The sequence below is a fragment of the Pseudoduganella sp. UC29_71 genome (genome assembly GCF_042693265.1).
In the GTDB taxonomy this organism is placed as follows: Bacteria; Pseudomonadota; Gammaproteobacteria; order Burkholderiales; family Burkholderiaceae_D; genus Rugamonas.
The window spans coordinates 5,656,291-5,668,991 of record NZ_CP170549.1; the positions used below are offsets into that span (position 1 = coordinate 5,656,291).

At 60.1% G+C, this 12,701-nt stretch carries 6 protein-coding genes, 3 rRNA genes and 1 riboswitch; of the genes, 4 read left to right on the forward strand and 5 right to left on the reverse strand.

All coding sequences use genetic code 11. The features are described 5' to 3' along the window. Positions 1–6: 6 nt before the first annotated feature. The 5 genes from ACFJI2_RS25185 to ACFJI2_RS25205 form a co-directional block, all read right to left on the reverse strand. On the reverse strand, positions 7–816 hold the full coding sequence (locus ACFJI2_RS25185; RefSeq protein WP_377702379.1) for a CheR family methyltransferase: 810 nt from the start codon (positions 814–816) through the stop codon (positions 7–9). A gap of 31 nt (positions 817–847) precedes the next feature. After that, positions 848–2,740, reverse strand: coding sequence for a methyl-accepting chemotaxis protein (locus ACFJI2_RS25190; RefSeq protein WP_377702380.1), 1,893 nt, complete (start codon positions 2,738–2,740; stop codon positions 848–850). Between the two features lie 146 nt (positions 2,741–2,886). Continuing rightward, positions 2,887–2,999, reverse strand: a 5S ribosomal RNA gene (gene rrf, locus ACFJI2_RS25195). Positions 3,000–3,104: 105 nt separating this feature from the next. After that, positions 3,105–5,977, reverse strand: a 23S ribosomal RNA gene (locus ACFJI2_RS25200). 172 nt (positions 5,978–6,149) lie between these two features. Then, positions 6,150–7,680 (reverse strand): 16S ribosomal RNA (locus tag ACFJI2_RS25205). The 16S, 23S and 5S rRNA genes sit together here, the layout of an rRNA operon. 386 nt (positions 7,681–8,066) lie before the next feature. Between ACFJI2_RS25205 and cobT the strand changes: the two genes are divergently transcribed. The 4 genes from cobT (at position 8,067) to ACFJI2_RS25225 (ending at position 12,696) form a co-directional block, all read left to right on the forward strand. After that, complete coding sequence (gene cobT / locus ACFJI2_RS25210; RefSeq protein ID WP_377702381.1) at positions 8,067–9,092, forward strand: nicotinate-nucleotide--dimethylbenzimidazole phosphoribosyltransferase; 1,026 nt, start codon at positions 8,067–8,069, stop codon at positions 9,090–9,092. 13 nt (positions 9,093–9,105) lie between these two features. Further along, complete coding sequence (locus ACFJI2_RS25215) at positions 9,106–9,888, forward strand: adenosylcobinamide-GDP ribazoletransferase (protein ID WP_377702382.1); 783 nt, start codon at positions 9,106–9,108, stop codon at positions 9,886–9,888. Positions 9,889–9,967: 79 nt separating this feature from the next. Further along, complete coding sequence (locus ACFJI2_RS25220; protein ID WP_377702383.1) at positions 9,968–10,546, forward strand: histidine phosphatase family protein; 579 nt, start codon at positions 9,968–9,970, stop codon at positions 10,544–10,546. Between the two features lie 5 nt (positions 10,547–10,551). Next, positions 10,552–10,780: riboswitch (cobalamin riboswitch) on the forward strand. 65 nt (positions 10,781–10,845) lie between these two features. Further along, a complete protein-coding gene (locus ACFJI2_RS25225; protein ID WP_377702384.1) occupies positions 10,846–12,696 on the forward strand; it encodes a TonB-dependent receptor domain-containing protein in 1,851 nt (616 codons plus the stop codon). Positions 12,697–12,701: the final 5 nt, after the last annotated feature.

Below are 12,701 nucleotides of genomic sequence, written 5' to 3' on the forward strand. Positions count from 1 at the left end.
TCGGCCTCATACCTTGCGGTAGACCGACGGCGCCAGCACTTGCAGCGGGCCGACCATGTCGTGCAGGCTCTCGGAGTGGCCGATGAGCAGGTGGCCGCCGGAACGCAGCGCGCCCAGCAGGCGCCCCACGACCTGGTGCTTGGTCTCGGGATTGAAGTAGATCAGCACATTACGCAGGAAGATCACGTCAAACTGGCCGAACTTGGGCGGGGTGGGCGCATTCAGGTTCACCTGGTGGAACTGCACGCGCTGGCGCAGGTTTTTTTCCACCAGCAGCGTGCCATCCTGCTCGGCAATGCCGCGCAGGCAGTAGCGCTTCAGGTAGGCCGGCGGAATATGGCTGGTGCGCTCGCGCGCGTAGTGGCCGGTGCGCGCGGCCGCCAGCACGCGGGTGCTGATGTCGGACGCGTACAGCTCCCACTCCTGCGCGCCCAGCACGTCGTCCAGCACCATGGCGATGCTGTAGGGTTCCTCCCCGGTGGAACAGGCCGCGCTCCACACGCGGAACGTGCGCCGCTGAGACAACGCTTCCGTTGCCAGCCGGCGCAGCAGATCGAAGTGCTTGGACTCGCGGAAGAAATAGGTTTCGTTGGTCGTCAGCAGATCGACCGCGGTCTGGGTTTCGGCAGGCGACTGGCCGCTGGCTATCATCTTGAAATAAGCGCCGTAGCTGGTCAGCTTGTGGTGCGCCAGGCGCTTGGCCAGGCGGCCGCTGACCAGCGCCTTCTTGCCGGGCGCCAGCGTAATGCCGGCCACCTCGTAGATGAAGCGCTGGAACTGGGTGAACTCCCTATCGGAGATGGGTTCGACAGTCATCGTGGCAGCATCCCGCATCCATCCTCTCCGGTTAGAAACGCGTAAACTGGGATTCGTCCGGCGCAATCTCCGGTCCCATCGCCTTGCGCGCGGGCCGCACGGCGGCTACCCGCAACGGCGCCTGGCGCACGCCGGCCCGGCCGCGCGCAGGCGGCGCTGGCGCCGCCACCATGCCTACATTGAAGAAGGACATGGTGTGCTGCAGCTCCTCGGCCTGGCCGCTCATCTCCTCGGCGGTGGACGCCAGTTCCTCGGAGCCGGCCGCATTCTGCTGCGTGGTCTGGCTCAGCTGCCCCATCGCCATATTAATCTGGCTGACGCCGGAGGCCTGTTCTTCTGAGGCGGCGGTGATTTCCTGCACCAGGTCGGAGGTCTTCTTAATGTTGGGCACCATGGAGTCCAGCAGCGTGCCGGCCTTCTCCGCCAGGTTCACGCTGCTGCCGGCCACTTCGCCGATTTCCTGCGCCGCCACCTGCGCGCGTTCGGCCAGCTTGCGCACCTCGGCCGCCACCACGGCGAAGCCCTTGCCATGCTCGCCCGCGCGGGCCGCTTCGATGGCAGCGTTCAGGGCCAGCAGATTGGTCTGGTAAGCAATGTCGTCGATGATAACGATCTTGGTGGCGATCTGCTTCATCGCCGCCACGGTTTCCTTCACCGCCGAACCGCCTTCGGTCGCTTCCACCGCAGCCTTGCTGGCCATGGCGTCCGTCACCTTGGCGTTCTCCGTGTTCTGGCTGATGGACGCGGTCATCTGCTCCATCGACGCGCTGCTTTCCTCCACGCTGGCCGCCTGCTCGCTGGCCGCCTGCGACAGCGACTGCGCCGTGGCGCTCACCTGCTCGGACGCGGCCGCCAGCGCCGCCGCGCTGTCGTTCACTTCGGACACCACCTGCGATAGCTTGGCCACCGCCGAATTGGCGAAGCCCATCATCTCGCCGAAAGCGCCTTCGTATTTTTTGTCGATGGTGCGCGTCAGGTCGCCTCCGGCGATGGCTTCCATCATGCCCACCATGTCGTCGATGCCGCCCTGGGTGGTGGTCACCAGCTGGTTCAGGCCTTCGCCCATCTCCTTCTGGAAGCCCTGCAAGCCTTGCAGATCGATGCGGGTGCTGAAATCGCCCTTGTTGGCCGCCTGCACCGCGGTGCGCTGGCCGTCGATCACCTGCTTCAGCTTGGCCACCATATTGCCCATGGCGCGCAGCAGCTGGCCGGTTTCATCCTTCGCCTCGGAGTGCAGCGACACGGCCAGGTCGCCTTCGGCCAGGCGGTTGGCCGCTTGCACCGCATTGTTCAGCGGCAGCGTGATGCTGCGCGTGATGAAGACGGCCGCCAGCACCGACAGGACCACCAGCAGGACCAGGGCGGACACGATGAGCTGGCGCGCCCGCGCACTGACCTCGGTCATTTTTTCGTCGGCGCGCTTGGTGGTCTGGGCGGTGATCTTGCGCAGCTGGTCGAGCGCCTCGGCCAGCGGTTTGTCGGCGCCGCTGACGGATTTGTCGAGGGTTTCGGCGTCGTTGACCTTGTTTGCGCGCAGCTCGACAATTTTGTGCAGGGCATTGCGGTACAGGATCGTGTCCTGGTGGACTTTGGCGAGGATGCGCTCTTCTTCGGCGGTGATGCGGCCGGTGGCCTTGTACTCGTCATCGATGCTGTCGATGATTTCCAGCTGGGCGATCAGGCGCTTGTCGTAATCTTCGCCGCGCAGCACATAGTTCTTGAACATCTGGACCGCGCTGCCCAGTGCGACCGAACCCTTGGTGGTGGCATTGGTCTTGGCAACGGCGTCTTCCTTGAAGGTCTGCCACTGGTTGTTCATGGCGCTGATTTCGCTATAGGCGACCAAGCCGAACAGCAAAGACAGCAGCGTCAGCAAGCCGAACGCAAAACCGAGACGCTTTCCGATCGAGAATTTCCCCAGCATGGTTCCCCCTTCAGTCTAGTTATGTCTCCACATGCTAGGCTCAGGCCTGTATGCAGGCAATAGTGAGGGGAAAAAAAAATAGGCCGGCAGCCACAAACGCAAAAAAGCCCACCAAGATCACTTGGTGGGCTTTTTCTTTATAACTAGCCTGACGATAACCTACTTTCACACTGGTTGCAGCACTATCATCGGCGCAAAATCGTTTCACGGTCCTGTTCGGGATGGGAAGGGGTGGGACCGATTTGCTATGGTCATCAGGCTTTGACTTGTACGCTGCGTGCTATGGCACGCAGCTGCAATCTGGAAGAAGTAAATTGGGTAGTAATTCAAACACAGGCAAATGCGATATAACCGTCAAGGTTATAGGGACAAGCCTTACGGGCAATTAGTACTGGTTAGCTTAATGCATTACTGCACTTCCACACCCAGCCTATCAACGTCCTGGTCTCGAACGACCCTTCAAGGAGCTTAAAGCTCCGGGAAATCTCATCTCAAGGCAAGTTTCCCGCTTAGATGCTTTCAGCGGTTATCTCTTCCGAACTTAGCTACCCGGCAATGCCACTGGCGTGACAACCGGTACACCAGAGGTTCGTCCACTCCGGTCCTCTCGTACTAGGAGCAGCCCCCTTCAAATTTCCAACGCCCACGGCAGATAGGGACCAAACTGTCTCACGACGTTTTAAACCCAGCTCACGTACCACTTTAAATGGCGAACAGCCATACCCTTGGGACCGGCTACAGCCCCAGGATGTGATGAGCCGACATCGAGGTGCCAAACTCCCCCGTCGATATGAACTCTTGGGAGGAATCAGCCTGTTATCCCCAGAGTACCTTTTATCCGTTGAGCGATGGCCCTTCCATACAGAACCACCGGATCACTATGTCCTACTTTCGTACCTGCTCGACTTGTCGGTCTCGCAGTTAAGCACGCTTATGCCATTGCACTATTAGCACGATGTCCGACCGTACCTAGCGTACCTTCGAACTCCTCCGTTACACTTTAGGAGGAGACCGCCCCAGTCAAACTGCCTACCATGCACTGTCCCCGATCCGGATCACGGACCAAGGTTAGAACCTCAAACAAACCAGGGTGGTATTTCAAGGTTGGCTCCACGAGAACTGGCGTCCCCGCTTCAAAGCCTCCCACCTATCCTACACAGATTGGTTCAAAGTCCAATGCAAAGCTACAGTAAAGGTTCATGGGGTCTTTCCGTCTAGCCGCGGGTAGATTGCATCATCACAAACACTTCAACTTCGCTGAGTCTCGGGAGGAGACAGTGTGGCCATCGTTACGCCATTCGTGCAGGTCGGAACTTACCCGACAAGGAATTTCGCTACCTTAGGACCGTTATAGTTACGGCCGCCGTTTACTGGGACTTCAATCAAGAGCTTGCACCCCATCATTTAATCTTCCAGCACCGGGCAGGCGTCACACCCTATACGTCCACTTTCGTGTTTGCAGAGTGCTGTGTTTTTATTAAACAGTCGCAGCCACCAGTTTATTGCAACCCTTTCGCCCTACTGAAGTAAATCAGCCAAGCTACCGGGGCGTACCTTTTCCCGAAGTTACGGTACCAATTTGCCGAGTTCCTTCTCCCGAGTTCTCTCAAGCGCCTTAGAATACTCATCTCGCCCACCTGTGTCGGTTTGCGGTACGGTCTCGTATGACTGAAGCTTAGAGGCTTTTCTTGGAACCACTTCCGATTGCTACGCGGACAAGTCCGCTCGTCCCGCTCCCTTGAATTACGTGCCCGGATTTGCCTAAGCACCTTCTATGAAGCAGAAACTGACTATTCCAACAGTCAGACAACCTTCCGCGATCCGTCCCCCCATCGCATCATACGACGGTGCAGGAATATTAACCTGCTTCCCATCAGCTACGCATCTCTGCCTCGCCTTAGGGGCCGACTCACCCTGCTCCGATGAACGTTGAACAGGAAACCTTGGGCTTACGGCGTGGGGGCTTTTCACCCCCATTATCGCTACTCATGTCAGCATTCGCACTTCTGATACCTCCAGCATCCTTTACAAGACACCTTCGCAGGCTTACAGAACGCTCTCCTACCATATCCTTGCGGATATCCGCAGCTTCGGTGACTGGCTTAGCCCCGTTACATCTTCCGCGCAGGACGACTCGATCAGTGAGCTATTACGCTTTCTTTAAATGATGGCTGCTTCTAAGCCAACATCCTGACTGTTTTAGCCTTCCCACTTCGTTTTCCACTTAGCCAATCTTTGGGACCTTAGCTGGCGGTCTGGGTTGTTTCCCTCTTGACGCCGGACGTTAGCACCCGACGTCTGTCTCCCAAGCTCGCACTCATCGGTATTCGGAGTTTGCAATGGTTTGGTAAGTCGCGATGACCCCCTAGCCATAACAGTGCTCTACCCCCGATGGTGATACTTGAGGCACTACCTAAATAGTTTTCGGAGAGAACCAGCTATTTCCAAGTTTGTTTAGCCTTTCACCCCTACCCACAGCTCATCCCCTAATTTTTCAACATTAGTGGGTTCGGTCCTCCAGTGCGTGTTACCGCACCTTCAACCTGGCCATGGGTAGATCACTTGGTTTCGGGTCTACACCCAGCGACTGGCGCCCTGTTCGGACTCGATTTCTCTACGGCTCCCCAATCTGGTTAACCTTGCCACTGAATGTAAGTCGCTGACCCATTATACAAAAGGTACGCAGTCACGGAACAAGTCCGCTCCTACTGTTTGTATGCACACGGTTTCAGGATCTATTTCACTCCCCTCCCGGGGTTCTTTTCGCCTTTCCCTCACGGTACTGGTTCACTATCGGTCGATTACGAGTATTTAGCCTTGGAGGATGGTCCCCCCATCTTCAGACAGGATTTCTCGTGTCCCGCCCTACTTGTCGCATACTTAGTTCCACACATCGCATTTCGTGTACGGGGCTATCACCCGCTATGGCCGCCATTTCCAGAGCGTTCCACTATGCGTCATGCTAAATCATGCAGGCTCATCCCATTTCGCTCGCCACTACTTTGGGAATCTCGGTTGATTTATTTTCCTGCAGCTACTTAGATGTTTCAGTTCGCCGCGTTCGCTTTGCATGCCTATGTATTCAGCATGCAATGACCTATAAGGCCGGGTTTCCCCATTCGGAAATCCTCGGATCAAAGCTTGTTTGTCAGCTCCCCGAGGCTTATCGCAGACTTCTACGTCCTTCATCGCCTGTAATCGCCAAGGCATCCACCATGTGCACTTATTCACTTGTCCCTATAACCTTGACGGCTATCGGTATCAAGCATTTACTACTGTGTTTGATGATTTATCTACTACCCTGAATATGCAGTTTTATCTGCACACTCAATAAATCTTTACTTCTTCCAAATTGTTAAAGAACGGAACAATCGATAAGTGTGAGCGCTTGGCGTGGTGCCTACTCTAGAAAGGAGGTGATCCAGCCGCACCTTCCGATACGGCTACCTTGTTACGACTTCACCCCAGTCACGAATCCTACCGTGGTAAGCGCCCTCCTTGCGGTTAAGCTACCTACTTCTGGTAAAACCCGCTCCCATGGTGTGACGGGCGGTGTGTACAAGACCCGGGAACGTATTCACCGCGACATGCTGATCCGCGATTACTAGCGATTCCAACTTCATGCAGTCGAGTTGCAGACTACAATCCGGACTACGATACACTTTCTGGGATTAGCTCCCCCTCGCGGGTTGGCGGCCCTCTGTATGTACCATTGTATGACGTGTGAAGCCCTACCCATAAGGGCCATGAGGACTTGACGTCATCCCCACCTTCCTCCGGTTTGTCACCGGCAGTCTCATTAGAGTGCCCTTTCGTAGCAACTAATGACAAGGGTTGCGCTCGTTGCGGGACTTAACCCAACATCTCACGACACGAGCTGACGACAGCCATGCAGCACCTGTGTGAAGGTTCCCTTTCGGGCACTCCCCAATCTCTCGGGGATTCCTTCCATGTCAAGGGTAGGTAAGGTTTTTCGCGTTGCATCGAATTAATCCACATCATCCACCGCTTGTGCGGGTCCCCGTCAATTCCTTTGAGTTTTAATCTTGCGACCGTACTCCCCAGGCGGTCTACTTCACGCGTTAGCTGCGTTACCAAGTCAATTAAGACCCGACAACTAGTAGACATCGTTTAGGGCGTGGACTACCAGGGTATCTAATCCTGTTTGCTCCCCACGCTTTCGTGCATGAGCGTCAATCTTGACCCAGGGGGCTGCCTTCGCCATCGGTGTTCCTCCACATCTCTACGCATTTCACTGCTACACGTGGAATTCTACCCCCCTCTGCCAGATTCTAGCCTTGCAGTCTCCATCGCCATTCCCAGGTTGAGCCCGGGGATTTCACGACAGACTTACAAAACCGCCTGCGCACGCTTTACGCCCAGTAATTCCGATTAACGCTTGCACCCTACGTATTACCGCGGCTGCTGGCACGTAGTTAGCCGGTGCTTATTCTTCAGGTACCGTCATTAGACATGGATATTAGCCACGCCCGTTTCTTCCCTGACAAAAGAGCTTTACAACCCGAAGGCCTTCTTCACTCACGCGGCATTGCTGGATCAGGCTTGCGCCCATTGTCCAAAATTCCCCACTGCTGCCTCCCGTAGGAGTCTGGACCGTGTCTCAGTTCCAGTGTGGCTGGTCGTCCTCTCAGACCAGCTACTGATCGATGCCTTGGTAGGCCTTTACCCTACCAACTAGCTAATCAGATATCGGCCGCTCCAGGAGCACAAGGCCTTGCGGTCCCCTGCTTTCATCCTTGGATCGTATGCGGTATTAGCGTAACTTTCGCTACGTTATCCCCCACTCTTGGGTACGTTCCGATATATTACTCACCCGTTCGCCACTCGTCAGCGGAGCAAGCTCCCTGTTACCGTTCGACTTGCATGTGTAAAGCATGCCGCCAGCGTTCAATCTGAGCCAGGATCAAACTCTTCAGTTCAATCTCTGTTTAAAGTCATTGCTGACTTGGTCGCTCTTCAAAATAACTGACGATTCCATCTCTCGATGGTCACGTTTGTTTTTCGTTGAGCGTTTAATAATTTGAGTTTCACAGCTTGCGCTGCGGGCCTCATCATCAAACGCCCACACTTATCGATTGTAAATTTTTAAAGAATTCTGCGTTGTAGCTGAAGCGTTTTGTTCAGCAGCAGAGAGGCAAGATTATGGGGCTTTTCGTTAAATCCGTCAACCCCTGTTTTTCCACCTCTCCTGCGCTGCAAGCTGTGCTCAGCAGCGCGGGGACAGAACTATAGCAAAGGCCCTCGCGTTCCGCAAGGGCAAGCTGTACCATCGCAGCTCGTTTCCTTCTCTATCTATAGAACTGCCATGCTTATTGCCCCTACCGCCAATGCCGAACTGTCCGCTGCGCTGGAACGCGCCGTCAACAACAAGACCAAGCCGCTCGGCAGCCTGGGCGTGCTGGAGGCGCTGGCCAAACAGATCGGCCTGATCCAGGACACGACGGCACTCTCCATAGTAGGCCCGGCGATCCTGGTATTCGCGGGCGATCACGGCGTGGTGGCGGAAGGCGTGTCAGCCTATCCGCAGGACGTGACCTGGCAGATGGTGGAGAATTTCCTGGCCAAGGGCGCGGCCATCAATGTGTTCGCCCGCCAGATGGGCTGCGCGCTGCACGTGGTGGACGCCGGCGTGAACCACGACTTCGGCGCGCGCGACGGCCTGCATGACCGCAAGGTGGCGCACGGCACCCGCAACTTCGCGCAGGAACCGGCGATGACGACGGCACAGTGCGATGCCGCGCTGGCGCATGGTGCCGCGCTGGCGGCGGACTTGCCGGGTAACGTGGTGGGCTTCGGCGAAATGGGTATCGGGAACACGACCGCTGCCGCCGCGCTGATGCACAAGCTGACCGGCATCCCGGTGGCGCAATGCGTGGGCGCGGGCACCGGCCTGTCGGCCGACGGCGTGCTGCACAAACAGCGCGTGATCGAGGCGGCCGTTGAGAAACATGCGGGCGCCACCGCGCCGCTGGACGTGCTGGCGACCTTTGGCGGTTTCGAGATCGCCATGATGGCGGGCGCCATGCTGAAAGCGGCCGAGCTGCGCAAGGTGCTGCTGATCGACGGCTTCATTGTCACCAGCGCGCTGCTGGTGGCGGCGCGCCTGCAGCCGGCCATCCTCGATTACTGCGTGTTCGCGCATTGCTCGGACGAGAGCGGCCACAACCTGATGCTGGCCGAGCTGGGCGCGCGCCCGCTGCTGAACCTCGGGCTGCGCCTGGGCGAAGGCACCGGCAGCGCGCTGGCCCTGCCGCTGCTGCACGCAGCGGTGAATTTCGTGAACCAGATGGCGACCTTCGAGTCCGCCCAGGTCAGCGAGAAGTCCGAGTAAGCGCCGGACCGCCATGCACCAGTTGAGACTGTTCTTCATCGCGCTGCAGTTCTTTACGCGGCTGCCCATCCCACGCTGGGTGGGATTCGATCCCGCGTGGCTGCACCACGCGTCGCGCTACTTCCCGCTGGTGGGGCTGGTGGTAGCGGGCATCGCAGCGGCGGTGTACGCGGCGGCGGCGTGGGTCTTCCCCGCGCCGGTGGCCGTGCTGTTGTCGACGGCGGCCGGCATCTATGCTACCGGCGCCTTCCATGAAGACGGCTTCGCCGACATGTGCGACGGCTTCGGCGGCGGCATGACGCGCGAGCGCGTGCTGGAAATCATGAAGGATTCGCGCATCGGCGCCTATGGCGCGATCGGCACCATCTGCCTGCTGGCGGTGAAGTGCACGGCGCTGACATTGCTGCCGCCCGCCGTGGCGGTCGCCGCGCTGTTGCTGGCGCATCCGCTGTCGCGCCTGGCCGCTACCTCGCTGATCTGGCGCATGGAGTATGCGCGCGCCGAAGGCAAGGCCAAGCCCATGGCGCAAGAGATGAGCGGCGCGGAGTTCTTTATCGCCTGCCTGTGCACGGCCCTGCCTGCGGTGCTGCTGGGCGCCATGGGATGGTTGCCGTGGCTGGCCATCTGCGCCGCGGTGCTGGCTGCGCTGGCCGCAGCCATCTGGCTGGGCCGCAAATTCGCGCGCCGCATCGGCGGCTATACCGGCGACTGCCTGGGCGCGGTGCAGCAGCTGGCCGAAGTGCTGATCTACCTGTGCGTGCTGGCCGGCCTGGGCCACGGCGCGTGGCAGGCGTGAGCATGGCGGCCGGGCCAGCGGTGTTGACGCCGGCGCAGGCTGCACGGCCGGCTACGCGGCGCTGCCCCGGGAGCGGCCCGTGCGCCTGATCCTGGTCCGCCATCCACAGCCGCTGGTCGCGCCGGGCGTCTGCTACGGCAGCAGCGACCTGCCCGCCGCGCCGGACGACATCGAACGCGTGCATGCTGAACTGCTGGCCAGCGCCAGCATCCCGTCCGGCACGCCGCTCTACTCCAGTCCCTTGCAGCGCTGCGCCGTACTGGCCGGCCGCCTCGGCGCCCACGCGCTCGACGCGCGCCTGGCCGAGATGGATTTCGGTTCCTGGGAGCTGCGCAGCTGGGGCGACATCCCGCGCGCGGAAGTGGATGCCTGGGCTGCCGGCCTGGTGGATTACCGGCCCGGCGGCGGCGAAAACGTGCTCCAGGTGGCTGCACGCGTAGCCGCCTTCCGCGCGGACCTGCTGCGCCGCCATGGCGGGCAGGCGCCCAGCCCGCGCGCTGCCGCCATCATCTGCCATGCGGGCACGATACGCCTGCTGGTGGCACTGGAAGCGGGCCTGCAGGCCGGCCTGCCGCTGCATGACATCGCACTGCGCGCCGCCGCCGCGCCCCACAAGATCGCCTACGGCGAGACTGTCATTCTGGAAGCCGTGGCCTGAAGTCCGTATAATGGCGGGGTTTTGGTGCCCGCGCGCATGCCCATGCGCGCAGTTAAACGGGAAACACGAAGCCGCCCTCCACCAGGAAAACGGCCAACGTGTGCTGCCCCCGCAACGGTAAACAAGTGTCGCCCCCGGCGACAAGCTGCCTCCGCAAACCACTGTGCTCAGCATGGGAAGGTAAGGCAGTTCAACTTGCGAGCCCGGATACCGGCCAAAGCAGGTGGATGCGCCGCGCGCATCTGTTCAATCCAGCCCACGGGGAAGTAGGCTGGTTGCATACTATACAAAGAACTACTATGAGCTTTCCTGTAATCCGGCACGCGGCCCTCACGTCGCTGGCCATGGCTATGGCCGCGCCTTCCTTCGCCCAGACCACCGCAACCGACAGCGTGATCGTCACCGCCACCCGCTCGCCGCAACTGCAGCGCGACGTGCTGAGCGACATCGTGACCCTGGGCGCGGAAGACATCGCCCGCTCCGGCGCCGGTTCCATCACCGACCTGCTGCAGCGCCAGCGCGGCATCGAGATCGCCCGCAACGGCGGCCCGGGCACCAACTCCAGCGTATTCCTGCGCGGCGCCAACGCCAACCAGACCGTGGTGCTGGTGGATGGCGTGCGCATCGGCTCCATCACGTCGGGCACGGCCAGCTGGTCGGCCATTCCGCTGCAAGCCATTGAGCGCATTGAAATCGTCTACGGCCCGATGAGCACCCTGTACGGCGCCGACGCCATCGGCGGCGTGGTGCAGATCTTCACCAAAAAGGGCGCAGGTCCACAGTCCGTGGCCGCCTCGGTCGGCGCGGGCAGCGACAACACCCGCAAATATGACGCCAGCATCTTCGGCGCCAGCGCGGGCGATAACAGCTTCAGCTACGCCATCAGCGCCGGCCGCGAAAAGTCGGACGGCTTCTCGTCCACCAAACCCGGCAGCAGCAGCTACAACGCGGACGACGACGGCTACGAGCGCACCAGCACCTCCGGCCAGTTCGGCTATGAACTGGCCAAGGGCCACGATGTCGGCTTGGTGTTCCTGAACAGCCGCACCGATGGCCAGTTCGACAGCGGCACCAGCCGCTACGACACGCGCAGCCAGACCAAGCTGGCCAACCTGGGCGTGTTCAGCAAGAACCGGGTGATGGACAACTGGTACAGCACCGTGCAGCTGGCGAAGGCGGAAGACAAATCGATCTCCGACACCGGCGTGGCCAGCGCCTACAGCCGCATCGAGAGCAAGCAGACCGACGCCACCTGGCAGAATGATTTCCGTCTCGGCGAGGATACGCTGCAAGTGCTGCTCGGCCACCGCGAAGAGAAAGTCGTCTCCGGCACCACGCCGGCGCTGGGCAAAGTGCGCAAGACCGATTCCTATGCCGGCGCCTACAGCCTGAAGCGCGGCGCGCACCTGGCCACCTTCGGCCTGCGCGCGGACGACAGCTCGCAATACGGCACCAAGACCACCGGATCGGCAGGCTACGGCTACCGCTTCAGCAGCGCGCTGCGCGCCAGCGCCAGCTTCGGCACCAGCTTCCGCGCCCCCACCTTCAACGAGCTGTACTACCCCGGCTTCGGCTACGAAAACAACAAGCCAGAGCAGGGCCGCAACGCCGAGGCAGGCCTGCAGTACGACGACGGCGTGAACGAATTCGGCGCCAGCATCTACCGCAACAAGCTGACCGACATGCTGGTGACCACCACGCCATGCCCGGACCCGGCCCGCAAAGGCAGCTGCGCCTACAATGTGAACCACGCCATGCTGGAAGGCGTGTCGCTCAACGGCAGCCGCCGCATCGGTGCCTTCACCGTGGCCGCCAACGCGGACTGGCAGGACCCGAAAGACGAGACCACCGGCAAATCGCTGGCGCGCCGCTCGAAAAAACACGGCAGCGCCAGCGTAGAATACGCCGCAGGCGCGCTGGCCGCCGGCGCCGAGCTGCAAGTGTCCGGCAGCCGCTTCGACGACGCCGCCAACAAGAACCGCCTGGGCGGCTACAGCCTGCTGAACCTGTACGCCACCTGGCAGTTCGCGCGTGACTGGTCCGTGCTGGCGCGCTGGAACAACGTGGCCGACAAAAACTACGAAGTGGCGCGCAACTACGCCACGCCGGGCGCCAAGTTCTTTGCCGCCGTACGCTACGGTATTAAATAAGGGTA

Bases quoted from the DNA above. Each gene is read 5' to 3' on its own strand.
- ACFJI2_RS25215 (WP_377702382.1), top strand. From the start codon at position 9,106: ATGCACCAGTTGAGACTGTTCTTCATCGCGCTGCAGTTCTTTACGCGG.
- ACFJI2_RS25225 (WP_377702384.1), top strand. From the start codon at position 10,846: ATGAGCTTTCCTGTAATCCGGCACGCGGCCCTCACGTCGCTGGCCATG.
- cobT (WP_377702381.1), top strand. From the start codon at position 8,067: ATGCTTATTGCCCCTACCGCCAATGCCGAACTGTCCGCTGCGCTGGAA.
- ACFJI2_RS25185 (WP_377702379.1), bottom strand. From the start codon at position 816: ATGACTGTCGAACCCATCTCCGATAGGGAGTTCACCCAGTTCCAGCGC.
- ACFJI2_RS25190 (WP_377702380.1), bottom strand. From the start codon at position 2,740: ATGCTGGGGAAATTCTCGATCGGAAAGCGTCTCGGTTTTGCGTTCGGC.